The sequence below is a fragment of the Methylomonas methanica genome (genome assembly GCF_001644035.1).
Taxonomy (GTDB): Bacteria; Pseudomonadota; Gammaproteobacteria; order Methylococcales; family Methylomonadaceae; genus Methylomonas; species Methylomonas methanica_A.
In genome coordinates this window covers 16307-41091 of the sequence record NZ_LUUG01000109.1, presented here as the reverse complement: position 1 = coordinate 41091, position 24785 = coordinate 16307, and the positions used below count along the sequence as shown (strand labels likewise).

Here is a 24785-nt window from a genome sequence, read left to right as displayed (position 1 = left end):
TTGAGCGGATCTTTTCCCACATCAGACCTAATAGCGTCTGGGCAATTTGTTATCAGGATTGGCCCTTTTTCAATTAGAATTCATTCTGCTATACCGTCAGTTCAGCAGGGTATCCTTGAGCTTTACTCTGCCTATTCGATATTACCCCCCGATACTTTTTGTGACTTTTATGTCCGCTTGATTCAGCCATCGGGCGTAAGACGTTTCTTTCGCAAACAGGTGCTGTTTGCCTATGATCAATTTATTCCTTTCAAGCCTTTGCCTTACGCGCAGGCGTTCCCATTTTTTGAATGGGGGTTGAACTGGTGCATTTCCGGCTATTCTCACCGGTTTCTAATTGTTCACGCCGCCGTGGTGGAACGAAACGGTAAAGCATTAATTTTACCTGGTGCGCCAGGGTCTGGTAAGAGTACCTTGTGCGCAGCTTTAATCAATAACGGTTGGCGCTTATTATCCGATGAACTAACATTGGTGGATCGCGCAACCGGGCATGTTGTTCCGGTCCCTCGCCCGGTTAGTTTGAAAAATGAATCAATAACGGTCATCGCTGATACTTTTCCATCTTGCCAATTCAGCCCTATCGTTCATGACACTTTGAAAGGGTCGGTTTGCTTGATGAAGCCTCCAGCCGATTCTGTAGTAAAAGCTGACCAAACCGCAATACCGTGCATGGTTGTGTTTCCGAAATATCAGGCAGAATCATCCTTGAGTCTAACCGCTGTGCCCAGGGCTGAGGCGTTTATGCGGCTGGCGGACCTTTCATTTAATTACAGTGTACTAGGCGCTCAGGGCTTTGAAACCATGGCGGGTCTGATAAAAAGCTGTGAGGCGTATGATTTTATTTACGATGGCGATTTTAACCAAGCATCTGATTTATTTGTGCAATTTTTGGATGATGTACAGTCGTGAGTCGCATGATGCCTGATTTGTTAAATGAATACTTGACGATCAAGATCAAGGAGAGTGTTCACTCAAATTCGGATTGGGAACTGTTGTTAAGACAAGCAAGGGGTGTTGGCGTACTGGCTAGGCTGACATTCTTTTGGAAAGAATTCCGATTATTCAACCCGCCACAGCATTTCGCATATCATCTCGATTCAGCCGAGACCTATTGGTTGTCTCAAAAACGTATTGTCAACTGGGAGCTATATAACCTGTCACAAGTGTTCAAGCATCTGAATATTCGGTTGATTTTGTTGAAAGGCACCGCTTATTCGGCATCTGGATTGAACGCCGGATTGGGACGTGTCTTCAGCGACATAGATATACTGGTACCGAAGCACCAGTTGAAAGAAGTCAAAGATGCGTTGAAATGGCATGGATGGTTTCCTGAACCCATGGATGATTACGATCAGCGTTATTATGAGCGTTGGATGCATGAATTGCCGCCGTTAAGGCATATTAAGCGCGGGACTTCGCTGGATGTTCACCACAATATACTTCCGCAAACCTGCAAGTTATACCCTGATGCCGAGTTGTTGCTAAAAGCCGCTGTTAGCGTAGCCAATACAGATTTTTGGGTGTTGTCTCCTGAAGATATGGTTCTGCACAGCGCTAGTCATTTGTTTTTGGGGGGGGAATTTGAAAATGGTTTGCGCGATTTGAGCGACATAGATCTGCTTCTACGCGAGTTTAGTTGTAATGATCGAAGTTTTTGGCAAAACCTGCATAATCGCGCAGAAATATTGGGATTGGGTAAGCCCTTGTTTTACGCCTTGCGCTACGCCACTAAAATACTGGGAACGCCGGTTCCTGATAGTGCCATTAAGGCTTCTACAGTCTCTGCGGGATGCGGTAAAAACAGAGTTATGGACTATCTTTTCTTACAGGCCCTAAAACCATACCATTCTAGCTGTACAGACACGCTGACCGGCTTTGCTCGATGGCTGTTGTTTCTTCGTTCGCATTGGTTAAAAATGCCCTTGAATATACTAGTGCCGCATTTGGTTAGAAAGGCTTGGCTGAGATTGGCTGACAATACTAAAAAAACATAAATTATGGCAATCATGTCGAACCCGGCAAGTTGTCAATAGGAACATTCCTTAATCCGTTGTCGACATGAAGATATTACACATATTGGATCACTCCATTCCTTTGCATAGCGGTTACACCTTCCGTACTCGTGCGATTCTCGAGCAACAACGCAAACTAGGCTGGGAGACGTTTCACGTCACGTCGGCTAAGCATCAAGTCGCGGAAGCTCCCGTCGAAACCATCGACGGGCTAACCTTTTATCGATCTACCATCCCTAGTGGTTTGGCGGCAAAATTACCTGTTTTAAATCAGTGGGCCATCGTGCAGTCTTTGGCGGAACGGTTGGATGAAATCATTCCGCAGATCAAACCGGACATTCTACATGCCCATTCGCCGGCGTTGAATGGATTTGCGGCATTAAAAATGGCCAAAAAATATGGGTTGCCCTTGGTCTACGAATGCCGGGCATTTTGGGAGGATGCGGCCGTCGATCACGGCACCACTCAAGAAGGCAGTTTACGTTACCGATTGACCAAGGCTTTGGAAACACATGTTTTTAAGCATGCCGATGCGGTTACGACTATTTGCGAAGGTTTGCGCCGAGATATTATCGGGCGGGGAGTCGCCGCAGAAAAAATTACCGAGATACCCAATGCCGTCGATATCGATAAGTTTACCTATGGCGAGGCCGCAGAGCCTGGTTTGCAAGCAGAATTAGGTTTGAGTGGCAAAATCGTGCTCGGCTTTATCGGGTCTTTTTATGCGTACGAGGGTTTATTGCTATTGCTGGATGCGTTGCCGGCGATTATCGAACAACAGCCAAATGTCCGCTTGTTGTTAGTGGGCGGTGGGCCGCAACAGCAGCAAATCTTGCAGAAAATTGAGGCGCTGGGCTTGCAGGATTGGGTCATCCTTCCCGGACGCGTCGCTCACGATCAAGTGCAGCGCTATTACAATCTAGTCGATATCTTTATTTATCCGCGCTTGGCGATGCGCTTAACTGATTTGGTGACGCCTTTAAAACCGCTGGAAGCGATGGCCCAAGGCCGCTTATTGGTGGCGTCGGATGTCGGCGGACATCACGAATTGATTCGCGACCGGGAAACCGGCTATCTGTTCAAGGCCGGAGATAAAGCAGCTTTGGCGCAAACTGTGTTGGCGGCCCTCAATCAGCAAGATGAATGGGAGCAAGTTCGGCGAGCCGGCAGGCGCTATGTCGAGGAAGAGCGCAATTGGCGACGAAGCGTTAGTCATTATCAAGCTGTTTACGGCCGGATAATGGCGGGTAAAGATGGCAGATAACTCGCCGAGACTGATTGTATTCAGTTCTTTGTATCCTAGTCGGCTCAGGCCTAACGCCGGCGTTTTTATTCGCGAGCGTATGTCCAAAGTGGCTAGGCATTGCCCTTTGGTGGTCATTTCACCGATTCCATGGTTTCCTCTGCAAAGCCTGATTCAATGGTTTAAACCTAATTACCGGCCGCAACCTGATAAGTACGAAGATCAAGACGGTATCTCGGTCTATTTCCCACGCTTTTTATCCATGCCTGGAATAGGACGTTCATTGGACGGTCTTTTTATGGCACTGGGTAGCTTGGTCATTTTTTTTCGATTGAAAAAGCGCTTTGCATTTAATTTGATCGATGCCCACTTTGCTTACCCGGACGGCTATGCGGCCACCTTACTCGGCAAATGGTTTAAGGTGCCGGTCACCATCACTTTGCGCGGTACGGAAGTGCCGTTGTCTAAAATACCCAGTCGTCGCCAACGACTATTGAAAGCCCTCAACGATGCTGCCCGAGTATTTTCGGTATCGGATTCCATAAAACGGCATGTGGTTAATTTGGGGGCCGACGCCGAGAAAATTCGGGTGGTGGGCAATGGCATCGATATCGCAAAATTTTTTCCTGTCGATAAGAAACAAGCCCGGCAGCATTGGCAAATTCCAGAAGAAGCTCAAGTCTTGATTTCGGTCGGCGGATTGGTCGATAGAAAAGGCTTTCATCGGGTGATCGAGATTCTGCCGGCATTAATCGAAAAATATCCGCGATTGCTATACTTGATCGTCGGCGGCGCTAGTCCGGAAGGCAATATTCGTAGTCGCCTGGAGCAGCAGGTTGAAACGCTTAATCTCGGCCAGCATGTTCGTTTTCTTGGGGCGATGCCAGCCGAACAATTGCATGGTCCCTTATCGGCGGCCGACATATTCGTACTCGCAACCGCCAACGAAGGTTGGGCTAACGTGTTTCTGGAGGCCATGGCTTGCGGTTTGCCGGTGATTAGCACCGACGTTGGTGGCAATCGTGAGGTGGTTGCTGATGAAACATTGGGCACTATCGTGCCGTTTGGGGATGCTGACGCATTATTGCTAGCGCTTGAGAATGCTCTGCAACGGCAGTGGGATCGGCAGGCTATTATCAATTATGCGGCTGATAACTCTTGGGATAAGCGGGTGGATATTTTGTTGGCTGAATTCAAAAAACTGGTGGAGTCATGAGCTTTTATACGTCTTTTTGTTCAACGGTGATTTTTCCGCTTCACGAGGCGTTAAAAAAACACACAACCGTCGAGGTGCGTCGGGGCATGGAGCGCAGTCAATGGCTAAAACCCGACGAAATCAGACAATTGCAATTGCAAAATTTACGCGCGTTTCTACAAGATGTACAAGTTCATGTGCCTTACTACAGGCAGCTGTTCGCTAAATTGGGGTTTGAGCCGGCGAACATTGATAGTGTGCAAAAATTAGCTGAGCTACCGTTGTTGAGTAAGCCGGAAATCAGGCAGCATCTTGATGAAATGAAAGCGGATGACGCCGCGAGGCTAGCGCGTTTCAATACAGGCGGTTCAAGCGGTGAGCCACTGATTTTTTACATTGGTAGCCGCCGGGTTAGTCACGATGTCGCGGCAAAATGGCGGGCCACCCGTTGGTGGGGTGTCGATATAGGCGATCCGGAAGCAGTAATCTGGGGGTCTCCAATTGAACTGGGCGCGCAGGATAAAATTCGCTTATTACGCGATAAATTGTTGCGTACGCATCTGATTCCGGCGTTCGAAATGTCGTCAGAAAAGTTGGACGGCTTTATCCGGCAAATTCAGCAGATTCGCCCGAAAATGTTATTTGGTTATCCTTCCGCGTTGGCTCACATTGCCAGTCATGCCGAGAAGAGGGGCGTGGCATTGAATAATTTGGGGATTAAAGTCGCTTTCGTGACCTCGGAACGGCTTTATGAATACCAGCGGGCTAAAATAGAAAGCGCGTTTGCTTGTCCGGTTGCGAATGGCTATGGTGGGCGTGATGCGGGGTTTATCGCGCATCAGTGTCCGGAAGGTAGTATGCATATTACTGCTGAAGATATTATCGTCGAGATTGTCGATAAACAAGGCCAGCCTTTACCTAACGGAGAACTCGGCGAAATTGTGGTTACGCATATGGCGACCAGAGATTTTCCATTTATTCGCTATCGTACCGGCGACATGGGAATATTGTCGGATAAAGTCTGTGTTTGCGGACGCGGATTGCCATTGCTGGAGGAGATTCAAGGTCGGACCACCGATTTTGTAGTTGCTCAGGATGGAACGGTATTGCATGGGTTGGCATTGATTTATGTGCTACGCGATTTAGAAGGTGTTGATTCATTTAAAATCACCCAGGATAGTTTGGATAAAACCACCGTGCAAATTGTTAAAACCCTTAAATATCAAGTTGCTTACGAACAAAAAATTATCGACGAATTTAAAAAACGTTTGGGGCAAGCAGTTACTATCAAGATCGAATACACTGATTTCATTCCCAAGGAACGCTCAGGAAAGTTCCGTTATGTGATCAGTCACGTCAAGGCTTAATTACACCTACCACTATGACAAAATTTGCGGGATGGATGGGGAGCAGTCTCCAAAAAGATGAATCTATTGCCTTGCTGAGGCAAATGACGGCGGCAGATTCGACATTTAGTGTTCGGCATGGTCAGAGCTATGCCTTTTCAACCACCGCGACCGATATCACGGACCGAAATGGGGCTGTGTTGCTTACCCCGCACTCCAGGTCGAGAACGGGGCGCTCGCAGAGTTTGTTGGAGGCCTATTTAAGTCGCGGCGTCGGTTTTTTAGTCGGTTTGCCGGAAGCTGACACCTTGCTCCTCATAGATACCGATCAGCAACGGCTGATGTTGGCTACTGATCCGATCGGTCTTACTAACATCTATTATGCAGAAATTGCCGGCGGCCTAATATTTGGCTCAAGTGCTGATTTTGTAGTACGTCATCCCCAGGTCAGTAACGCCATTGCGCCGCAAGCAGTGTTCGATTACATCTATCTCAACCATTGTCCCAGTCCCAGTACGATTTATCGGCAAGTTAAAAAGCTGGAAGGCGGGCAATGTCTGGTGTATCAAAACGGACGAGTCAGCTTAAAGCGCTACTGGTTGCCGATATTTCATGAGCAATCGTGCGATTTGCAACAAGCAGGCCGAGAATTGCAGCAGGAGTTGATCGATGCGGTCAGAAGCATGGCCGATACCGAAGACAATACCGGTGCGTTTCTGAGTGGTGGGCTGGATAGTTCCAGTGTTGCGGGTGCGTTAGCCAAGGTATTTCCGGGCAAGGCGAAAACTTTTTCGATGGGTTTCGACGCCGATGGCTATGATGAAATCGAGTATGCCAACATTGCAGCTCAGCGTTTCAACACGCGGCAACACCAGTATTACGTGACTCCCGAAGATACCGTTAATGCCGTGCCGGCAATAGCGGCTTACTATGATGAACCGTTTGGGAATGCTTCGGCATTGGCAGCGTATTATTGCGCAAAATTAGCCAAGGATCATGGCGTTAATCGTTTGCTTGCCGGTGACGGTGGGGACGAGATTTTTGCCGGTAACGAGCGTTACGCTAAGCAAATGTTGTTTGAAAATTATCACCGCTTACCAAAATTTATCAGCGCCGGCCTCGAAGCGACATTAAATGCCTTGCCGGATGTAATAGCCAAACAGAAGTTGCCGTTTAAGGCAAAGCGCTATATCGAACAAGCGAACGCAGCGATGCCAGACCGCTTACAGGACTACAATTTTTTGCACCGGCATGCTGCGGCAGATATTTTTCAAGCTGATTTTTTAGCGGAAATTGATGTCGCCGCGCCTTTACGCCAGTTTAGGGAAAATTATTGGCGGCCGGAATCCGCTAGTACCCTGAATCGCATGTTGTATTTGGATTGGAAAAATACGCTGCACGACAACGACTTGGTTAAGGTCAACCGAATGTGCGAAATGGCGGGCGTTGAAGTCTGCTACCCCTTGTTGAATCGACGTATTCTCGACTTATCTTGCCGGATTCCCTCGAATGACAAGTTGCGTGGACAAAAACTGCGCTGGTTTTACAAACAGGCCATGACGGATTTCCTCCCGGAACGGATTATCAATAAACCCAAACATGGTTTTGGACTGCCTTTCGGGGTTTGGTTAAAAGATCATAAGCCACTTAAGCAACTGGCTTATGGCGCCATAAATGATTTGAAGCGGCGCGAGTTTTTTAAATCGGACTTCTTGGATCACGCTATCGAGATGCATCAAAGCGTGCATGCAGCCTATTACGGTGATTTAGTATGGATGTTGATGATGCTGGAGTTTTGGTTTGCCGGGAAGGGTTTGTAGTAAACCATTCGTATTATTTAACGATTTATAGGGGTGACAAAAAACGTCAGTTATGAACAAAAACTATTTGCTTTATAGGGTTGTGGCTACAGGCGAGCTTCCCTGTTGTCATGGTTTTTGATAGAAAACATTTTAGTCAAGATATTGAAAATCATAGGAAATATGCTTTATTCTGTCGTTTAATCTTGTTGCGTACGTAATTGGCATACTAATTGTTTATAACTTTAAGAGTTTTAAATCCCGTTCATCATAAAAAAGAAGGTAGTTATGAATAAGCAAATGCAAAAAGTACAACAAGGTTTTACCTTAATCGAATTAATGATCGTGGTCGCCATCATTGGTATTCTGGCTGCTATCGCGATTCCGGCTTATCAAGATTACACAGTCAAATCCAAAGTATCGGAAGGTCCAAGTTTGGCTTCGCCAGCATTCACTGCTGCTGGTGTTGCTTGTAGTGAACAAGATTTGGGTACTTCAACTAATACTAAAACAAATGTCACTTACGGTTTAGCCGGGTCTACTGATATCAAAGGTAAATATGTCCGTTCTGTTTATCTTACCTCCAGTTCGGCAAGTACTGCCTCCGTATTGATCACCTATACAGTTATTGGTACTTCACTCACATCAACCACTAATCAGATTGAATACAGGGGAGTATGTAGCCAAGGCGCTGGAATGCAATGGAATATTACCACTGGTACTAATACAACCGTTCAGACTAAATTCCATCCTAAACTGTAAGTAAAAATTATATTTAGGAGAAAAGGGGCTGAAAGGCCCCTTTTTTTTGAAGAAATTTCCTTGTGTTGGCAAGTTATGATCCTAACAAATCAAGTCGCTAGGCCTTGGTGGCAAGCCAGCTGGCTAATGTTGATGCTACTTTGTATTTTAGTGCTAAGCATCTATATGCCTGGTCGTGCCGGCCCGTTTCTCGCGGATGATTATCCTAACATCCTCGATAATAACGGGGTTGCACTCAAACATTTAGATGGCCAGTCGTTGGCCTCTGCCTGGACTGCGAATACCAGTGGTGCGTTAAAACGTCCCTTCGCCAGCGTGAGCTTTGCCCTGAATTACTATTTTGCCGGCCAGCATTTTGATCGCGTCGCTTTTAAACTAACAAATATCACTATTCATATCCTAAATAGTTTTTTGGTATTTTTTCTAAGTCGATTACTAATAACCGTAGTCGTACCGCGCTATCCAGCACAAAAGTTAGCTTTTCTAATAGCTCTAATTTGGGCTGTGCATCCTTTACAACTAACTGGAGTTTTGTACGTAGTGCAAAGGATGACCAGTATGGCCTGCTTTTTTATGTTGAGCGGGTTTTTGGTTTTTCTGAAAGGTCGTCTAAACATAGATAAACCCAGTGGGATTGTGTATATGGCGATCGGATGCTTTTTGGGTGTTACGCTGGGGGCGTTAGCCAAGGAAAATGCAATCCTCTTGCCGCTGTTGATTGCCGTCTGTGAATTGACTCTAATGCCAGCGGTTTCGGAAAAAGCACTCCGAAACAAGATTTACAGTTTTTACGCTATTACCGTAATTATTCCAATATTGTTCTGCGTGGGATATTTACTGAAGCATCCTGAACATGTTTTGAGTGGCTACCAGTTCCGTGATTTTACGTTAGTAGAACGGGGCATGACTGAGAGCAGGATTTTGTTTTATTATCTTGGTTTGTTGTTCTATCCAGACAATACCCAGTTAGGCTTGTTTCATGATGACTTTTCGTTAAGCAAAGGTTTTTTGGAGCCTGCGAACACATTGCTATCAATGATTGGCATCATCTCTCTGATAGTTGTTGCGCTTAACAACAGTCTCCGCAGAAAAATGCCCTTTCTAAGTTTTGGTATCCTTTGGTTTTTTGTTGGCCATAGCATCGAATCCACTATTTACCCGCTAGAGTTGATATACGAACACCGTAATTATTTACCTAGCATTGGCATTGTCATAGGTAGTGTGGTTTTCGTTTACGAGATATTTGTTAAAAGAGTAAGCGAGTGGATGCTTAACGCGCTTTATGCTTGCATTATAGTTAGCTTGGCGCTTGCTACTTACGCTCGCGCATCAATTTGGTCCAGCCTGGACAGTTTTAGTTACTTTGAGGTGCGCAATCATCCGCAATCTGCAAGGACCAACAGCGTTTACGCAAACAGTCTTGAGTTGAAGCATGGGCCCAATGTGGAAACCTATAACCACTATCTCATTGCCGCGCAACTAAATACCTTTGAAGTTTCAACATTATTGGAGGTCTTTATGGAGCTCAACAGGTTGATCTATTATCACGATGTTAGTAAAGATCAGCAAAATATCGCGTTACCCCAATCTTATGACGCTCCACTTGTTTTTGATAGTAAGTATATGGAAGCTTTGAAAGTGCGTATTCATGAAGAGATACTGCGGCGTATAGCTGCAAAAACATATCCACTTCGTACTATGCTCAGTCTACGCAGTGCCGCCAACTGCCTGATTAATGGTGACTATGAGTGTAAAAATATCGCTGCAAATTTAACGGAATGGGTTGATGCGGCATTAGCCCAACCCAGTTTTTTTGATGTGCCGATGATTTATCTGATCAAGGCAAAAATTTATTTCAATCAAGGGGATGTGACGCGCGCACTTGAATTTGTAGGTAAGGCAATTGCCCTATCTCCTGACAGAATGTATTTTTACGCCGAAAAGGCCTATTTATTCGTAACGATCAACCAATTCGATAATGCTGAGCGTGTTATTCGACATGCCGAAAGCCTTGGCATTGCTAACGGGTTTGATGCTCAGGAGTTCCAAACGCTTAGAGATGCAATGCGTCGCAAGAACTTAGTTGCGGAGCCGATGGTGCCGCAATGACACCAACAGATATTATCCAGCAGTCCCAATTCAAATTCACTAAAATACCCGCATAGATTTTCAATCTGTTTTGCTGGGATTAGCTTGACGCTATTCGAGGTCGAGCAAATTGCCACCAACAGCCCTCAAAGTCTGGGATTATGCGGATACTCAATATAGTCTTTAAAAATATCAATTCACTGGAAGGCGAAGGGCGGGTCGATTTCGATCAGGGGCCGATTGCAGATAGCGGTGTGTTCGCTATCACTGGTCCCAACGGCTCCGGCAAGACCAGCATTCTCGATGTCATCACGCTGGGTTTATACGGTGAAACGTTTCGTTTTGACAAGCCTGCCGAGCACGTAATCACCAAGCAGGCTAACGATAGCTTCGCGCAGGTTGAATTTGCTTTGGATGGCGAGAAATTTCGTTCTTCTTGGCATGTGAAACGGCCCGCTGACGCAAATCAAGATCAGGTTTTACAGCCGGAAATGAGCTTGACTCGTCTAAATGACGATGAAGAGTTGCTGGCTAGGACACCGAATACCGTGCGGACCAGAATCGCCGAACTGACGGGCATGGACTTCCATAAATTCAGCAAATCCATGGTTTTGCCGCAAGGCGACTTCGCGGCTTTTCTGAATGCGCTAGATAGCGAGCGCATGGATATTCTGGAAAAGATCAGTGGTACTCATATCTACGCCAAATACCGGCAACAAACCGAGGATAATTTTCAACAATCGCTAACTCGTTTGACGCAACTGCAACAGGATATCGAAGCGATTCCTTTACTTGGTCCGGAAGCCTTGCAAGCCGGTGAGCATGACTTACAGGATTTCAAAGATCAAGTTGCCGAATTTAAAAATCAACAGAATCAGTTGCAACAGCAATTACTAACGATTGAAAACATTCATGCGCTAGAAGGGCGCCAAAGACAGCTTCTCGAACAGTCAAAAAAAGTTGAAGCGCAAATTAAGCTCTTACAAGACGATCTACAGAAAATTGCCGATACTCAGCAAGCGACACAATTTCGCGAAGAAGTGATTTTATTGGATGGTAAGCAGGGACAAATTGTCCAAAGTCAGGCTACCCTGGGTGCTTATCGTCAGGAGCTGAACGCGCTACAGCGCGAACTTGGTGAAGATGTCAGTAACGCAATCGCCCCAAGTTTGGATGGTAAGACTATAGAGGAACAAAAACAGGCTATTGACGCGCTGAAGTTGAAAGTGAGTGATCTGAAGCTGGAATTACCGCGTGAAACCGAACTACTACAATCGCTGCAATTGCAATTGGATGAAAGAAAGGCCAGCCTTGCGGAAATAGAAGGCTGGCTGCAACTTAATCAAGCCGATGCTAGCTTGCTGTCCGACTTTCCAGACGTTGTGCAGTTGCGCATTTTAAGGACCGAGTTGGGGGAGTTGGCTGGCAAGCAGAAGGCGCAGACTAATTGGACGAAGAACACGTCTGCTGCGCTGAAAAAAAACCAGACAGCATTGCGAGATGTTAAGGCAACGGTCGTGGACTTGAGTGAGCGCATTGAAGCGGCACGGAAAACTATGCTCGAGTTGGCGCAAGGCAAAAGCTTCGACGAGCTGAAGGAGTTACTAGCCGAGCAGCAATCACGGGTCAATGATTTTCGAGAGTTGCACTCATTAGCCGAGGTCAACGCCAAATTCACAAAAAAGAGTTTTTTTAGTTGGTTCTCTCGAAATAAAACGCCGGACCTGCCCGATGAAACCCGCTTGCAAGCCAGATTGGATGCGCTGCGAGAAGAGATGGACCGTGAAGAGAATATCGGTAAAGCATTGGAGCAAGCTGTCCTGAATGAAGCATTGCTGAAAAAGTTTAGCGGTGATCGCGGCAAATTGGTTGATGGTAAACCTTGTTTTTTATGCGGCTCGTTAGATCATCCTTATGTCTCTAAACCGCCAATACAAACTAACTCCAAAAAGGCCTTAGTCGATCAACGTGGCAAGATGCAGGCTTTAAAAGCTGCGATTGATAGTGTCTCCGGCCAGTTGGCAGTAGCAAAAAAGCAAGGCACACAATTGTCGGCGCGGCAGCAAAGATTGCAGCAAATGCGCTCGCAATGGTTGGTTTTGAGTAATCGTTTAAACGTCGTCAGCGCTGAATTGAACATAGACAATTTGTCTTTGCAAAAACGCTTGTTGGACGCAGAAAGCCAGGAACTGGAGAAAATCAAAAACCTGGTTAATGATCATGCGCAGTTGCAACGTAATGTGGCTAAATGGACGGCCGAGGTAGAAGCTAAACAGGTCTTGGTGGAAAAATTAACGGCGTCGGTGGAGCAGCTTGATACGACTTGGCGTAATCGTCCTCAGGAATATATCGAATCCGAGCAGCTGTTCGCTAGTCGTACGGCGGAACAAAAAGCGCTTGTTGATAAGCTTGAAAAGCAGTTAGCTTTGTTGGGTGAGAAGCTACCTGGAAAAGGCAAAGAAAATATACTCTTCGATAAGCTCAATACGCGGCGGCAGGATTATCAAATTAGAGAATTACGTCAGAAAGGCTTGCTGGTGGAAATTGTTAGCTTGCAAGATAGGCTGCACGCTAGCCAAGCAAAAATAGCCAGTTATCATGAGCAGTTGGCAGGCGGTTTGAGCCGCTTGCAAAGCGAAGAGTCGCTGGGTTTGCATCTGCTTATCTTGGAAAAGCAAAAACTAATCGTCGAACTGGAGCGGCAATTAGCTACCCAGCAACTCGAACTGGATGCGATGCGGCGAGTATTGACGAATAAAATTGCGGGCGGCGTTTTTGCTGATGTCGATAGCTTGCGGTCGGCTTTAGATTTGATTGATAGACGGTCGGAAATTGAGCAAATGCTGGAGCAGCAAAGTCGGCAATTGATGGCAATTGGCGAAGAAGTGGCTAAAGTGTCGGCGGATTTACAAAATGAGTTGGCAGTTACGCCGGCCAAGTTAAACGAAGCCGATCTTTTAGCAATGCAACGCCAGCTATCGCAAAAAATTGATATTGCCGAGCAAGAAGTGGCCACGTTGGATACTAAGCTGGATAAACAGTCGGCTTATCGAGAAAAATATCAAAACCTTCAGGGGCTATTGGCTGAGCAATTGGTGTTACATGCGCAAGCCGAAGCGGAAATGAAGTTGATTAATGACGAGCAGGGTGGTTTTCGGCGACGTATTCAACAGTTGTTGGTGGATAATTTGTTGTCGCAAGCCAATCGGATTTTGGAAAAACTGAGCGGGCGTTACTATATTCGCAGTTTAGCCAGTGATAACGGTTTGGCGCTAGAGATTGAAGATACCAAGCAAAAAAATCTGCGGCGCTTGCCGAAAACCTTGTCTGGCGGCGAGAGCTTTGTGGTGAGTTTGGCCTTGGCCTTGGCTTTATCTGAGATTGCCAACAACGGTAAGGCTATCGATTCGCTATTTCTGGATGAGGGCTTTGGTAATTTAGATGCGGAAGCCTTATATTTGGCAATGAGCGCCTTAGAGGGCTTAAAGATTCAAGGAAAAACGGTCGGTGTCATTTCTCATGTCGAAGCGGTAAAAAAGCGCATTAAAACGCAGATAGAATTGGTAAAAAAAGCCAACGGTATGAGCGAATTGAAAATGGTTGCTTGATGAAATGGTGGAGTCGGCGAACGCTCCACCACAAAATTATGTGACTAATTACTGGGTCGGAAGGCTTTGCCGTAGGTGGTTTCGGCGTTGAAATTGTCCCAAACGTATAAAGGATGGACGATAGGCTGCGTGGGAATTGGAGCCGAAACCAAATCCAACACGCCGACGCCGATCCTCCCGCCCATGTTCAATAATCCTTTAAACGTACCGCCGATAAAGCCATAAATAACGTTGCTTTGGTTGTTGATTAAAATAATGTTCTTCGGTATTTCGAGAGAAGATGTGGTTATGTTCGCCAAGCCGGTGGTCAATTTTCGCCCGAAGGTTTCTCCATAACTTTCTGCTTCGTCTGCCCGGGTCGGCAAGCTGGTAAATAAGAAAGCTGCCAATAAAACAGTGACCAGGGTGCGGGTATTTCGTTTCATGACTTATCCTGTATATGAGAACGGATGTAAGATCTGTTGGCCGAGCCGGATTAACCGGTCCGGCCAACATTCGCTCAAAAGTATAGCAGAGGCCTGAACTGTTTACTTTTTCAATGCCTTGGCAAATGCATTACTCATACTGTTCTGTAGTGCGGGTTGCGGTTTGGGTTTATGGACGGATTTTTGCGGTTTTTCTTTTGGAACAATATCGCCTGTGTCGACATTTTTCCGCATGCTCAGAGAAATACGCTGGCGTGCCACATCGACTTCCAATACGCGTACTTTTACCATATCGCCGGTTTTTACCACGCTGCGCGGATCCTTGACAAAGTCGTCAGCCAAATGCGAGATATGCACTAAGCCGTCTTGATGTACGCCAATATCGACAAAAGCACCGAAATTGGCGACGTTGGTCACGACGCCATCTAGTGTCATGCCGGGTTCTAGATCTGTAATTTTCTCTACGCCGTCCTTGAATTGTACGCTTTTAAACTCCGGGCGCGGATCGCGGCCCGGCTTTTCCAGCTCTTGTAGAATGTCGGAAATGGTCGGTACCCCGAAATTGGCATTGGCATAGTTTGCTGGATTCAGACTGCGTAAAAACTGGCTTTGACCGATCAAGTCGCGGATTGACTTGCCGGTATCGTCGAGGATTGCGTTGACCACGGGGTAGGCTTCCGGATGCACGGACGAAGCGTCCAGAGGGTTGTCACCGGTCATGATTCTGAGAAAGCCGGCAGCTTGCTCGAACGCTTTTTCGCCAAGGCGTGGTACTTTTTTCAGTTGATTGCGGTTCGCAAACGGGCCATTGGCATCGCGAAACGCAACAATGTTTTCGCTGATGCTGCTGCTTAGTCCGGATACCTGTTTCAGCAAGGCAACTGAAGCGGTGTTCACGTCCACCCCGACCGCGTTCACGCAGTCTTCCACTACGGTATCCAGCATACGGGCCAACTGCACTTGGTTGACATCATGTTGATATTGGCCAACCCCTATTGATTTTGGATCGATTTTTACCAGCTCCGCTAAGGGGTCTTGTAGTCTGCGGGCTATCGATACCGCGCCGCGTAACGACACATCAAGGTCCGGAAACTCCTTGGAGGCCAGTTCCGAGGCAGAATAGACCGATGCGCCGGCTTCGGAAACGGTGATTTTCTGAAAATACAGGTCTTTATGTTGTTTCATCAAGTCCGCTACCAGTTGGTCAGTCTCCCGAGACGCTGTGCCGTTACCGATACTAACCAGCTGTACCTGGTGCTGCTGAATCAATTTAGCCAGAACCGCGATCGATTGATCCCACTGGTTTTTCGGTTGATGTGGATAAATGGTTTCAGTGGCTAACAACTTGCCGGTAGGGTCAACAACCGCTACTTTGACGCCAGTGCGAATGCCGGGATCCAGGCCCATGGTTGCTTTCGGGCCGGCGGGCGCCGCCAACATCAAGTCGCGCAAATTGCTGGCAAACACACGAATGGCTTCCTGTTCGGCCGCTTCGCGCAGTCGTAACTTTAGATCCATGTCGATACGGGTGAACAGCTTGATCTTCCAGGCAAAGCGGGCGGTTTCGGCTAGCCAGGCGTCGGCGGGTTTGGCAGTGTCTTTCACTTGCAGGCGTTGGCTGACGAACTGGGCGCATAATTGATGTTCTTCCTGATCCAATTCTGCCGGTTTCAGGGTTAAAGACAGTAAATCTTCGTTGCGGCCGCGGAATAGGGCCAAGGCTCGATGTGATGGGATCTTGTTGATCGCTTCGCTGTAGTCGAAATAGTCTTTGAATTTTGCGGCCTCTGCTTCTTTGCCGGTCACGACGCTAGCGTGCAGGATACCTTTATTCCAAACACGTTCACGTAACTCTGTTAGTAGTTCGGCATCCTCGGAAATGCGCTCCATGATGATCTGTCGGGCGCCGTCCAGGGCGGCTGCGACATCCGCGACGCCTTTTTCAGCATCGATGTAGTTAACTGCGATTTGTTCTGGTATTGCGCCGCGATTATTAAGAATGGCGTCGGCTAATGGTTCCAGACCGGCTTCGCGAGCAATTTGTGCTTTGGTGCGGCGCTTAGGCTTATAGGGAAGATATAGATCTTCCAGTAGCGTTTTAGTATCGGCGTCGAGTATCGCTCTTTCCAGTTCCGGCGTGAGCTTTCCTTGCGAGCGAATAGTATCGAGAATTGAGGCGCGGCGGTCGTTAAGCTCCCGCAGATAAATCAACCTTTCCTCGAGGTTTCGCAATTGCGTGTCGTCTAAACCGCCAGTTGCTTCTTTGCGATAACGAGCAATAAACGGTACCGTGGCCCCATCGTCCAGCAGGGCGGCGGCGGCGGCGACTTGTTGAGGCTTAACTGAGAGTTCTTCGGCAATGCGTTGGATAACGTCCATCTGTAGGTGAAATAGAATTGGTAAAAAGCTCAATTCTACAGTAGGGTGAGGTGTTGAAAAAGCGAACTATCAGAAATGGAATGAGAAACTTACGGGCATAAAAAAGGCGCCAACCGAGTTATCAGCTGGCGCCCAAATTGCTAAGCAAAAATTATTTTGCTTGGCTTAACACATCGTTATTAAAATCTTTGTGTTTTGCCAAAACTTGAGCTTCGGCAGCGGCAGAAGTTTCGCCGCCGTATTGAAGATGTTTGGTTTCGTCTGCTTTCAGCATAACGACGCCGGCAATAGCAATTGCAGTAACGACAGCAACTACAGTAAAGGTATTGTCTTTTTCTTGTTCAGCCATTTTTATAATCCTCATCTTGTTGTTGTAATAATTAGCCCTAAAAGGGGCAACTCGAGTTGTATGTCGAAGTTAGTATTATTGTTGGTCGACGGTGCATTTTTTACACTCAAAACTGTTTTGTGTCAAAACAATATTTTTGCGATTAATCTTTCAGTTTTATGATTATTTTTTATTGTTAATAAAATCAATTAAATACGTTATTTTTCTGAACGAAAGTCATCCTGTCTTTATGCGATATAGTTGTTGATTATCTGATTCGGCGCGGCTTGTGCCGCATAATGTCAGTAAGCCCTAGGTCGATAATGCGGGGCATAAGTCGAGGAATGTCGTGGGGAATCCGTGTAGCTTTCGGGGTGTTCGGCAAGGCGATGAAGAGGGGGTATTGTTAACTTGGGCCATTGTGCAGGTTGCATGATAGGATTGAACCTTAAATCTGGCAGCCCGTTTGTTCTCGCGGAGTGTGCTGTTCAAGCGGGTGGAACGAGGAAAACAATCGTTAATTAACTTAGGGGTATTCATGCTTAAACATATGCATCTTCTTTTCGTGGCAGTTTTGGTGATTAGCTTTATCGGTCGAGTGGCGATCGCCGAGTTAAAGCCAGTCTTGTTGGAGCAGAAATGGCTAAAAATTAGTCCGCATATTATTGCGAGCTTGGTCTTGTTGACCGGATTTGCCTTGGTTTTCCAAGGGGGCTGGTTATCAAACGAATTTGCTTGGATCGTAGCCAAATTATTGATGTTGTTGGTTTACATAGGCTTGGGGATTTTGGCGATTCGCCAGTCGGGGCGTACGCGATGGTTGGCTTTCGGTGGTGCATTATTTTGTCTGTATTACATCTCCAAGGTTGCCGTGACTAAGCAAGTTTTTTTCTTTTTTTAAGTGGTCGTCTATAAGTTGAGATTTATGCTGGAGGCCCTGTTTTTAGCAGTTTTAAGACAGTTTTGGCTGGCGTAAAAATAGTTATTGACAGTTTGCGAAACTTATAGACTAACGAAAAAAGCTTGTCAAAGCGTTTTTATTCGGATAACCTCAAACCTCCTGTCAATACTCAACGTAAGGAGGGTAGGATGCGAAAAACGAAATTGACGGCAATTTTATTGCTTTCAGCGAGTCTAGCGTCTTTTAGCTCTGTAGGTTTAGCGAAAACAGAAAGGAACGGTTTTCTTTCCCTTGAACAAAGCGGCGTCGCATCGTATTACAGCGACAAAATGCATGGTCAGCGGACAGCAAACGGTGAATTTTATGATAAAAACGCATTAACTGCGGCTCATGCGAGCCTGCCGTTTGGCTCTTTGGTGCGTGTCGTTAATCTTAGTAATAATCGTAGTGTCGAGTTGCGGATAAATAGCCGCGCTCACAAAGCCAATAAACGGCTGCTTGATGTGTCCAAAAGGGCAGCCAGCGAACTTGGTTTCATCCAAGCGGGCTTGGCGAAAGTCAAGCTTGAAGTTCTGCGTGTAGGCGACGCCTAAGTTGTCTGTTACGATGTAATCCGGTCTATCGGCCGGATTACATCTTCCCTGCCTTATTCTGAGCCTTGTTAAACGGTTTCTGATCTAATCGCTTTAAAACCAATGTCCGTTCGAAAATACACATCCTGCCAGTCGATTTGTCGGCATAGCTCGTAGGCTTTTTTTTGGGCTTGAGCGATGCTGTCGCCCAATGCGCATGCGCATAGTACGCGCCCACCTGCCGTGACTACTTGGTCGCCGACTTTTTTGGTGCCTGCATGAAACACTTTGTAATCGCTACTTATATCACTTGGTAAACCGCTAATCGGATTGCCTTTGGCATAATCGTCCGGGTAGCCGCCCGCTGCCAGCACCACACCCAATGAGGGACGTTCGTCCCACTCTGTAGCCGTCTGATCAAGATTTTTGTCTATGGCCGCCAGACAAAGCTCAACTAAATCGCTTTTTAAACGCATCATAATCGGTTGTGTTTCCGGGTCACCAAAGCGGCAGTTATATTCCAATACTTTGATACTACTGTCTTTGCCTATCATCAGACCGGCATAGAGAAAGCCGGTATATTCGTTACCATCTTCCCGCATACCTTGTAGGGTGGGCAGGATCACCTCATTCATAACGCTTTGGTGGATCTCCGGCGTCACGACAGGAGCTGGCGAATAAGCCCCCATGCCTCCGGTGTTGGGACCTTGATCGCCGTTGTCGCGAGCCTTGTGGTCCTGAGAGGTGGCCATGGCCAAAGCATGCAAGCCATCGGCGATGACGATAAAGCTGGCTTCCTCGCCGTCTAAAAATTCTTCAATCACCACCCGATGACCGGCCGTGCCAAAGCTGTTTCCGGCTAGCATGTCTTGAACTGCTGCAATTGCCTCTTGTTCGGATTGGGCGACAACTACACCTTTGCCGGCAGCTAAACCGTCGGCTTTAACAACAATCGGGGCGCCATTCTCGCGGATATAAGCTATGGCCGGATCCGCTTCGGTGAAGCTTTTGTACGCGGCGGTAGGGATGCCGTGGCGGATCATAAAATCCTTACAGAACGATTTGGAGCCTTCCAACTGCGCCGCTTGAGCCGTCGGTCCGAAGCACTTCAAGCCGGCCGCTGAAAAACGGTCAACTATACCTTTAACTAAAGGTACCTCCGGTCCGATAATCGTTAGCTCTATGTCTCGGGCTTGGGCGAAACTCAGTAAGCCTTCGATGTCGTCGGCTTGAATATCCACATTGCTTATGCCCTGCTCCAGGGCAGTACCTGCGTTGCCCGGCGCAACGTAGACGTTGCCGGCTTTTGCGGATTGCCTGACTTTCCAGGCCAAGGCATGTTCTCGGCCGCCACTACCCACGATCAATATATTCATTTTCGGTAATCCTGTATCAGTGTCTGAAATGCCGCATGCCGGTCAATACCATCGCTATATTATGTTCGTCGGCGGCGGCAATCACTTCTGCGTCGCGCATGGAGCCACCGGGATGAATTACTGCGGTTATGCCGGCCGCCGCCGCCGCGTCGATGCCGTCGCGGAACGGGAAGAAGGCGTCGGAGGCCATTACTGAGCCCGGTACTGTTAAGCCTTCATCGGCGGCCTTGATGCCGGCGATTTTTGCCGAATAAACGCGGCTCATTTGTCCGGCGCCAATGCCGACGGTCTGGCCGTTTTTACCGTAAACGATGGCATTGGATTTAACGAATTTAGCGACTTTCCACACGAATAACAGGTCCGCCAGTTCTTGTTCGGTAGGCGCGCGCTTGCTGACTACTTTCAGATCGCTGGCCGATATACTGCCCGTGTCTTTATCCTGTACCAATAAGCCGCCGGCGACGCGTTTAAAATCCAGGGAGGATGTGTTGTTATCGGACCAGTAGCCGGTCTCCAGCACCCGGACGTTCTGTTTTTTTGCCAACGCCGCTTGCGCTCCGCTTGATATTGCCGGCGCGATGATGACTTCGACGAACTGGCGTCCCGCGATTTCCGCCGCAGTCATTTCGTCCAATTCGCGGTTGAAAGCGATGATGCCGCCAAATGCGGAGGTCGGGTCGGTCGCATACGCCAGATTGTAGGCGCCGAATATGTCGCCGCTTACCGCGACACCGCAGGGATTGGCGTGTTTGACGATCACGCAGGCAGGTTGGTCATTAAATGCTTTGACGCATTCCAACGCAGCGTCCGCATCGGCAATGTTGTTATAAGACAGTTCCTTACCTTGCAATTGCTTGGCGCTAGCGATGCTGCCGGCTGGCGGATTTTTCTCGCCGTAAAATGCCGCGTTTTGATGCGGATTTTCGCCGTAACGCATGCTCTGTAGGCGGTGGAATTGCAGGTTTAGGGTTTCCGGGAAATTGCCGGTATCAACGACTTTACTGAGGTAAGCAGCAATCATAGTGTCGTAACGGGCGGTGTGCTCGAAGCTTTTCAGCGCCAATTTAAAACGGGTGTCGTGGCTTAGAGCACTTGCATTACCTTGTAACTCGGCCAAGATTCTTGGGTAATCGATAGGATCGACAACTATAGCCACGTCGGCATGGTTTTTCGCTGCGCCCCGGATCATGCTTGGGCCGCCAATGTCGATATTTTCTATCGCGGTTTCCAGGTCGCAATTGGGTTTTGCCACAGTTTGCTCGAACGGATACAAGTTAACCACCACCATATCGATAGCTTTGATGCCGTTCTCGGCCATCACTGCATCGTCGATGCCGCGTCGACCGAGAATACCGCCGTGAACTTTGGGATGCAGGGTTTTAACGCGGCCGTCCATCATTTCCGGGAAGCCGGTGTAGTTAGAGACTTCTGTAACGGAAATATTGTTTTCGGCTAGCAATTTAGCCGTGCCGCCGGTGGATAGTAGTTCGACGCCTAAGCGGTCCAGTCCGCGGCAAAACTCCAGAATACCGGTTTTGTCGGAGACGCTGACCAGCGCGCGGGTCACTTTTTTATTTATGCCCAAAGGGGGATTCATGCAAACCTCAAGAAAGGGTAAAGAGAAGGGTTGGAAATTTAACCTATGCCGTAATGTTCCAGCTTTTTGCGTAAGGTGCTGCGGCTGAGACCAAGGATAATCGCGGCTTTGCTTTGATTGTAATCGCAGTGTTTCAGGGTGGTTTCCAATAAGGGTCTTTCCACTTCCGCTAACACCAAATGATATAAACCGCTGGAATCGTGCCCGTTTAGGTGGGCGAAATAGTCTTCGACGCAATGACGGACATGGTCAGACAGCGTTTGCTCGCTGTCGGTGACTTTATGTGTAAGGTGTGTTCCCATCTAGGCGGCTCGTGGTGTCATCAAATTGAAAGAGGCATTGACTAGCGCGAGTTGCCGCGCAGCGTGTTGGGCTTGGTTAATTGCAGTCTTTTGGTCAGCAGGCAGTATGCCGAGATGATCGAAATACCAGCCGATGTGCTTGCGGGCGATTCTAACACCACTGTCGTTGCCATAAAAACTGTATAAATTTTCCAGATGTTGGTTGATGACGGCTTTGATATCGGTCAAGCAAAGTGGTGGATATGTCGTGTTGTTAAGACGGGCGACTAGCTCTTTAAATATCCAGGGTTTGCCTTGCGCAGCTCGCCCTATCATCACAGCGTCCGCCCCAGTGTATGCGAGGACTTGTCTCGCTTTTTCCGCACTATCGATATCGCCGTTTGCGATAATCGGAATGCTGACACTCTGTTTGACTTGCTTGATGGTGTCGTACTCGGCATTTCCGGTAAATTTACAGGCTCGGCTGCGACCGTGGATGGTGAGCGCTTGAATGCCGCAGCTCTCGGCGATCTTGGCGATGGTCGGCGCGTTTCTATTGGCCAAGTCCCAGCCCGTACGAATCTTCAGGGTTACCGGAATTTCCACGGCACTGATTACCGCATCTAAAATTTTAGCCACTAATGACTCGTCTTTCAGTAACGCTGACCCCGCCGCCACCGAACAAACTTTTTTTGCAGGGCAGCCCATGTTGATATCGATAATCTGTGCGCCTCGATCTTGATTTAGTTTAGCGGCTTCAGCCATTTGCCGAGGGTCCGTGCCCAAAATCTGTACCGAGCGTAGGCTATTATCGCCACTGTAATCCAGTTTTTTCAGGGTGCGTGGGTGATGCTGCAAGCTGGGATTAGAAATCACCATTTCCGACACGGTAAGACCCGCTCCAAATCCGCTACAGATTTGCCGAAATGGCGCGTCTGTGATGCCTGCCATCGGCGCCAATAATACTTGGTTGGGAAGTTCGTAAGGGCCAATTCGCATGAAAAGCCGGGCTAGTCGAAAAAGGCGGCAAATGATACCCGAAAACGCGCTGATTAACGATGGGTGGGAGAAAGTTATTGAAAATCGTTGATGGCGTTGATTTGGGAGTAAGCCCTAATTATTGACTTGGCTTTTAAACCCCTTGTGGTCATCTTTGCCGCGAAATCCGGGGGTAAAGGAAGAGGCGTAAAAATCTATCGACACGGTGTTCGCAGTCGTTAAAGAGGATTGCATCGTTTGCCCGCGATGAAGTAGTCTTGGTTGAACAATTATGGAGTTTAATTAAATGGAAAATGGAAGCACAAATATTGTTTGGCATCATGCCACGGTAACTCGTAGTCGCCGAGAGGCATTCAACGGGCACAAATCCGCCATTTTGTGGTTTACCGGCTTGTCTGGGGCGGGCAAGTCAACGTTGGCTCATGCGGTAGAAGAGCGTCTGTATCAATTAAAGTGTCGAACGTTTGTGTTGGATGGCGATAACGTTCGCCAAGGTCTATGCGGCGACCTGGGGTTTAGTCATCAAGATCGGCAGGAGAATATCCGTAGAATTGCCGAAGTCGCTAAATTGATGCTGGAAGCCGGCACAATAACGTTAACCGCCTTTATTTCGCCCTTTCGCGCCGAACGGCAATATGCGCGAAATTTAGTGCCGCACGGTGATTTTATCGAAATTTACTGCAACTGCGACTTGTCGGTATGCGAGCGGCGGGATGTAAAAGGTCTATACAAAAAAGCGCGGCAAGGCGATATCAAATTATTTACCGGTATATCCTCGCCGTATGAAGCGCCGGAAAAACCCGATTTGATAGTAGATACTGGGATTTATGAGTTGGAAATGTGTGTCGATCAAGTGATGAGCATGCTTGAGCAGCGTGGTGTTATCGTCCCTACTAAAAGAGAAATATAAAGTGAATATCGACGTGTTTAATGGCGATGCCGATGGTATTTGTGCGTTGTTGCAGTTGCGCTTGGCTTATCCTTTGAAGTCTACACTTATTACCGGTGTCAAGCGCGACATCGACTTGTTAAATCGAGTTTCTGCTGAGGCAGGTGATCAGGTAGTTGTACTTGACGTGTCGCTCGATAAGAATCGCTTACCCCTCGCGGAACTCCTGGACAAAAGTGTCAGTATTTTTTACATGGATCACCATTACGCCGGTGAAATCCCAATTCATCCGGGTTTGACCTCTTTAATAAACACCGATGCGAATATTTGCACAAGTTTATTGATGGACGTTTATTTAAAGCAACGCTTTACCGAATGGGCTGTGACAGGGGCATTTGGCGATAATTTGGACACCGCTGCAAGCGAAGCTGCCAAATCACTCAATTTGACGGCCCAAGAATTGCTTCAATTAAAGCAACTAGGAATCTGTATCAATTATAACGCTTACGGCACGTGTGTCGATGATCTGTATTTCGCGCCCGACGAACTGTATAGGCTCCTGGAAGGCTATATATCGCCGTTTGACTTTATCAGGGATAAGACTGAAGTTTGCCAGCAATTAATTAACGGTTATAACGAGGATATGGATTTAGCTGGAAAAATTAAGGCTGAATATAAGACAGACAGCACTGCGGTATATATTTTGCCTGATGAAAAGTGGGCAAGGCGGGTAGCGGGAGTGTGGGGAAACCAACTGGCTAATCAATATCCGGATAGGGCACACGCGATCGTTAGCAACAATCTGCAGGGGGGGTATCAAATTAGTGTAAGAGCCCCGTTGGATAATAAAGTCGGCGCGGATGAATTATGTGCTTTATTTTCCGGTGGCGGCCGTAAGGCTGCGGCAGGTATTAATCATATTCCATGCCGGCAGTTAACCAATTTTGTGGCAGCTTTTCAAATCCAATATAAATGAGCCAAGTTT

Annotated in this window: 20 protein-coding genes; 13 read left to right on the top strand and 7 right to left on the bottom strand. The window is 47.5% G+C overall.

What is annotated here, in order from left to right; translation table 11 throughout:
• The 9 genes from A1332_RS20275 (at window position 1) to A1332_RS20235 (ending at window position 14053) form a co-directional block, all read left to right on the top strand.
• On the top strand, window positions 1-909 hold the full coding sequence (locus A1332_RS20275; RefSeq protein WP_231890368.1) for an HprK-related kinase A: 909 nt from the start codon (window positions 1-3) through the stop codon (window positions 907-909).
• Between the two features lie 5 nt (window positions 910-914).
• Entirely contained in the window at window positions 915-1994 is a 1080-nt protein-coding gene (locus tag A1332_RS20270) for a nucleotidyltransferase family protein (RefSeq protein ID WP_064010242.1), read from the top strand.
• A 64-nt stretch (window positions 1995-2058) separates the two neighbouring features.
• Window positions 2059-3276 (top strand): TIGR04063 family PEP-CTERM/XrtA system glycosyltransferase, encoded by a 1218-nt coding sequence (locus tag A1332_RS20265; protein WP_064010241.1) that lies wholly within the window; start codon window positions 2059-2061, stop codon window positions 3274-3276.
• On the top strand, window positions 3266-4471 hold the full coding sequence (locus A1332_RS20260; RefSeq protein WP_064010240.1) for a glycosyltransferase: 1206 nt from the start codon (window positions 3266-3268) through the stop codon (window positions 4469-4471). The genes A1332_RS20265 and A1332_RS20260 overlap by 11 nt, the downstream gene beginning before the upstream one ends.
• Window positions 4468-5817, top strand: a complete 1350-nt coding sequence (locus A1332_RS20255) for a phenylacetate--CoA ligase family protein (RefSeq protein ID WP_064010239.1) — start codon at window positions 4468-4470, stop codon at window positions 5815-5817. Before A1332_RS20260 ends, A1332_RS20255 begins: the two co-directional genes overlap by 4 nt.
• A gap of 227 nt (window positions 5818-6044) precedes the next feature.
• Complete coding sequence (locus tag A1332_RS20250) at window positions 6045-7616, top strand: asparagine synthetase B family protein (RefSeq protein ID WP_231890367.1); 1572 nt, start codon at window positions 6045-6047, stop codon at window positions 7614-7616.
• 267 nt (window positions 7617-7883) lie between these two features.
• On the top strand, window positions 7884-8357 hold the full coding sequence (locus A1332_RS20245) for a pilin (protein WP_064010237.1): 474 nt from the start codon (window positions 7884-7886) through the stop codon (window positions 8355-8357).
• Window positions 8358-8483: 126 nt separating this feature from the next.
• The gene (locus A1332_RS20240) at window positions 8484-10466 is read left to right on the top strand and encodes a tetratricopeptide repeat protein (protein ID WP_064010279.1); all 1983 of its coding nucleotides are present in this window, start codon (window positions 8484-8486) and stop codon (window positions 10464-10466) included.
• Between the two features lie 140 nt (window positions 10467-10606).
• Window positions 10607-14053 (top strand): AAA family ATPase, encoded by a 3447-nt coding sequence (locus tag A1332_RS20235; RefSeq protein WP_064010236.1) that lies wholly within the window; start codon window positions 10607-10609, stop codon window positions 14051-14053.
• Window positions 14054-14097: 44 nt separating this feature from the next.
• Here A1332_RS20235 and A1332_RS20230 read toward each other — a convergent pair whose 3' ends face one another.
• The 3 genes from A1332_RS20230 to A1332_RS20220 all read right to left on the bottom strand — a co-directional run bounded on the left by A1332_RS20230 (window position 14098) and on the right by A1332_RS20220 (window position 17206).
• On the bottom strand, window positions 14098-14478 hold the full coding sequence (locus A1332_RS20230; RefSeq protein WP_064010235.1) for an exosortase system-associated protein, TIGR04073 family: 381 nt from the start codon (window positions 14476-14478) through the stop codon (window positions 14098-14100).
• 102 nt (window positions 14479-14580) lie between these two features.
• On the bottom strand, window positions 14581-16857 hold the full coding sequence (locus A1332_RS20225) for a Tex family protein (RefSeq protein ID WP_064010234.1): 2277 nt from the start codon (window positions 16855-16857) through the stop codon (window positions 14581-14583).
• Window positions 16858-17008: 151 nt separating this feature from the next.
• Window positions 17009-17206 (bottom strand): hypothetical protein, encoded by a 198-nt coding sequence (locus A1332_RS20220; RefSeq protein ID WP_064010233.1) that lies wholly within the window; start codon window positions 17204-17206, stop codon window positions 17009-17011.
• Window positions 17207-17723: 517 nt separating this feature from the next.
• Between A1332_RS20220 and A1332_RS20215 the strand changes: the two genes are divergently transcribed.
• Window positions 17724-18086 carry a SirB2 family protein gene (locus tag A1332_RS20215; RefSeq protein ID WP_064010232.1) on the top strand — a complete coding sequence of 121 codons (363 nt, stop codon included), beginning with the start codon at window positions 17724-17726 and terminating at the stop codon, window positions 18084-18086.
• 188 nt (window positions 18087-18274) lie between these two features.
• The gene (locus A1332_RS20210; RefSeq protein WP_064010231.1) at window positions 18275-18679 is read left to right on the top strand and encodes a septal ring lytic transglycosylase RlpA family protein; all 405 of its coding nucleotides are present in this window, start codon (window positions 18275-18277) and stop codon (window positions 18677-18679) included.
• 68 nt (window positions 18680-18747) lie between these two features.
• On the opposite strand, the gene purD is transcribed toward A1332_RS20210, so the two are convergent.
• Genes purD through dusB form a run of 4 tightly spaced genes read right to left on the bottom strand, consistent with a single transcriptional unit; the run spans window position 18748 to window position 22911 of the window.
• Entirely contained in the window at window positions 18748-20034 is a 1287-nt protein-coding gene (gene purD / locus A1332_RS20205; protein WP_064010230.1) for a phosphoribosylamine--glycine ligase, read from the bottom strand.
• A 16-nt stretch (window positions 20035-20050) separates the two neighbouring features.
• Window positions 20051-21631 (bottom strand): bifunctional phosphoribosylaminoimidazolecarboxamide formyltransferase/IMP cyclohydrolase, encoded by a 1581-nt coding sequence (purH, locus tag A1332_RS20200; protein ID WP_064010229.1) that lies wholly within the window; start codon window positions 21629-21631, stop codon window positions 20051-20053.
• Between the two features lie 38 nt (window positions 21632-21669).
• Window positions 21670-21933 (bottom strand): helix-turn-helix domain-containing protein, encoded by a 264-nt coding sequence (locus tag A1332_RS20195; protein ID WP_064010228.1) that lies wholly within the window; start codon window positions 21931-21933, stop codon window positions 21670-21672.
• Window positions 21934-22911 (bottom strand): tRNA dihydrouridine synthase DusB, encoded by a 978-nt coding sequence (gene dusB, locus A1332_RS20190; RefSeq protein WP_064010227.1) that lies wholly within the window; start codon window positions 22909-22911, stop codon window positions 21934-21936.
• A 286-nt stretch (window positions 22912-23197) separates the two neighbouring features.
• Here dusB and cysC point away from each other — a divergent pair, with 286 nt between their 5' ends.
• Window positions 23198-23821 (top strand): adenylyl-sulfate kinase, encoded by a 624-nt coding sequence (gene cysC / locus A1332_RS20185; protein WP_064010226.1) that lies wholly within the window; start codon window positions 23198-23200, stop codon window positions 23819-23821.
• Between the two features lies 1 nt (window position 23822).
• Window positions 23823-24776: a hypothetical protein gene (locus A1332_RS20180; protein ID WP_064010225.1), complete on the top strand. Its 954-nt coding sequence runs from the start codon at window positions 23823-23825 to the stop codon at window positions 24774-24776.
• Window positions 24777-24785 lie beyond the last annotated feature (9 nt).

Bases quoted from the DNA above. Each gene is read 5' to 3' on its own strand.
- A1332_RS20195 (WP_064010228.1), bottom strand. From the start codon at position 21,933: ATGGGAACACACCTTACACATAAAGTCACCGACAGCGAGCAAACGCTG.
- purD (WP_064010230.1), bottom strand. From the start codon at position 20,034: ATGAATATATTGATCGTGGGTAGTGGCGGCCGAGAACATGCCTTGGCC.
- A1332_RS20265 (WP_064010241.1), top strand. From the start codon at position 2,059: ATGAAGATATTACACATATTGGATCACTCCATTCCTTTGCATAGCGGT.
- A1332_RS20210 (WP_064010231.1), top strand. From the start codon at position 18,275: ATGCGAAAAACGAAATTGACGGCAATTTTATTGCTTTCAGCGAGTCTA.
- A1332_RS20230 (WP_064010235.1), bottom strand. From the start codon at position 14,478: ATGAAACGAAATACCCGCACCCTGGTCACTGTTTTATTGGCAGCTTTC.
- A1332_RS20235 (WP_064010236.1), top strand. From the start codon at position 10,607: ATGCGGATACTCAATATAGTCTTTAAAAATATCAATTCACTGGAAGGC.
- A1332_RS20270 (WP_064010242.1), top strand. From the start codon at position 915: ATGATGCCTGATTTGTTAAATGAATACTTGACGATCAAGATCAAGGAG.
- A1332_RS20245 (WP_064010237.1), top strand. From the start codon at position 7,884: ATGAATAAGCAAATGCAAAAAGTACAACAAGGTTTTACCTTAATCGAA.
- A1332_RS20255 (WP_064010239.1), top strand. From the start codon at position 4,468: ATGAGCTTTTATACGTCTTTTTGTTCAACGGTGATTTTTCCGCTTCAC.
- A1332_RS20220 (WP_064010233.1), bottom strand. From the start codon at position 17,206: ATGGCTGAACAAGAAAAAGACAATACCTTTACTGTAGTTGCTGTCGTT.
- dusB (WP_064010227.1), bottom strand. From the start codon at position 22,911: ATGCGAATTGGCCCTTACGAACTTCCCAACCAAGTATTATTGGCGCCG.
- cysC (WP_064010226.1), top strand. From the start codon at position 23,198: ATGGAAAATGGAAGCACAAATATTGTTTGGCATCATGCCACGGTAACT.
- purH (WP_064010229.1), bottom strand. From the start codon at position 21,631: ATGAATCCCCCTTTGGGCATAAATAAAAAAGTGACCCGCGCGCTGGTC.
- A1332_RS20225 (WP_064010234.1), bottom strand. From the start codon at position 16,857: ATGGACGTTATCCAACGCATTGCCGAAGAACTCTCAGTTAAGCCTCAA.
- A1332_RS20215 (WP_064010232.1), top strand. From the start codon at position 17,724: ATGCTTAAACATATGCATCTTCTTTTCGTGGCAGTTTTGGTGATTAGC.
- A1332_RS20260 (WP_064010240.1), top strand. From the start codon at position 3,266: ATGGCAGATAACTCGCCGAGACTGATTGTATTCAGTTCTTTGTATCCT.
- A1332_RS20240 (WP_064010279.1), top strand. From the start codon at position 8,484: ATGTTGATGCTACTTTGTATTTTAGTGCTAAGCATCTATATGCCTGGT.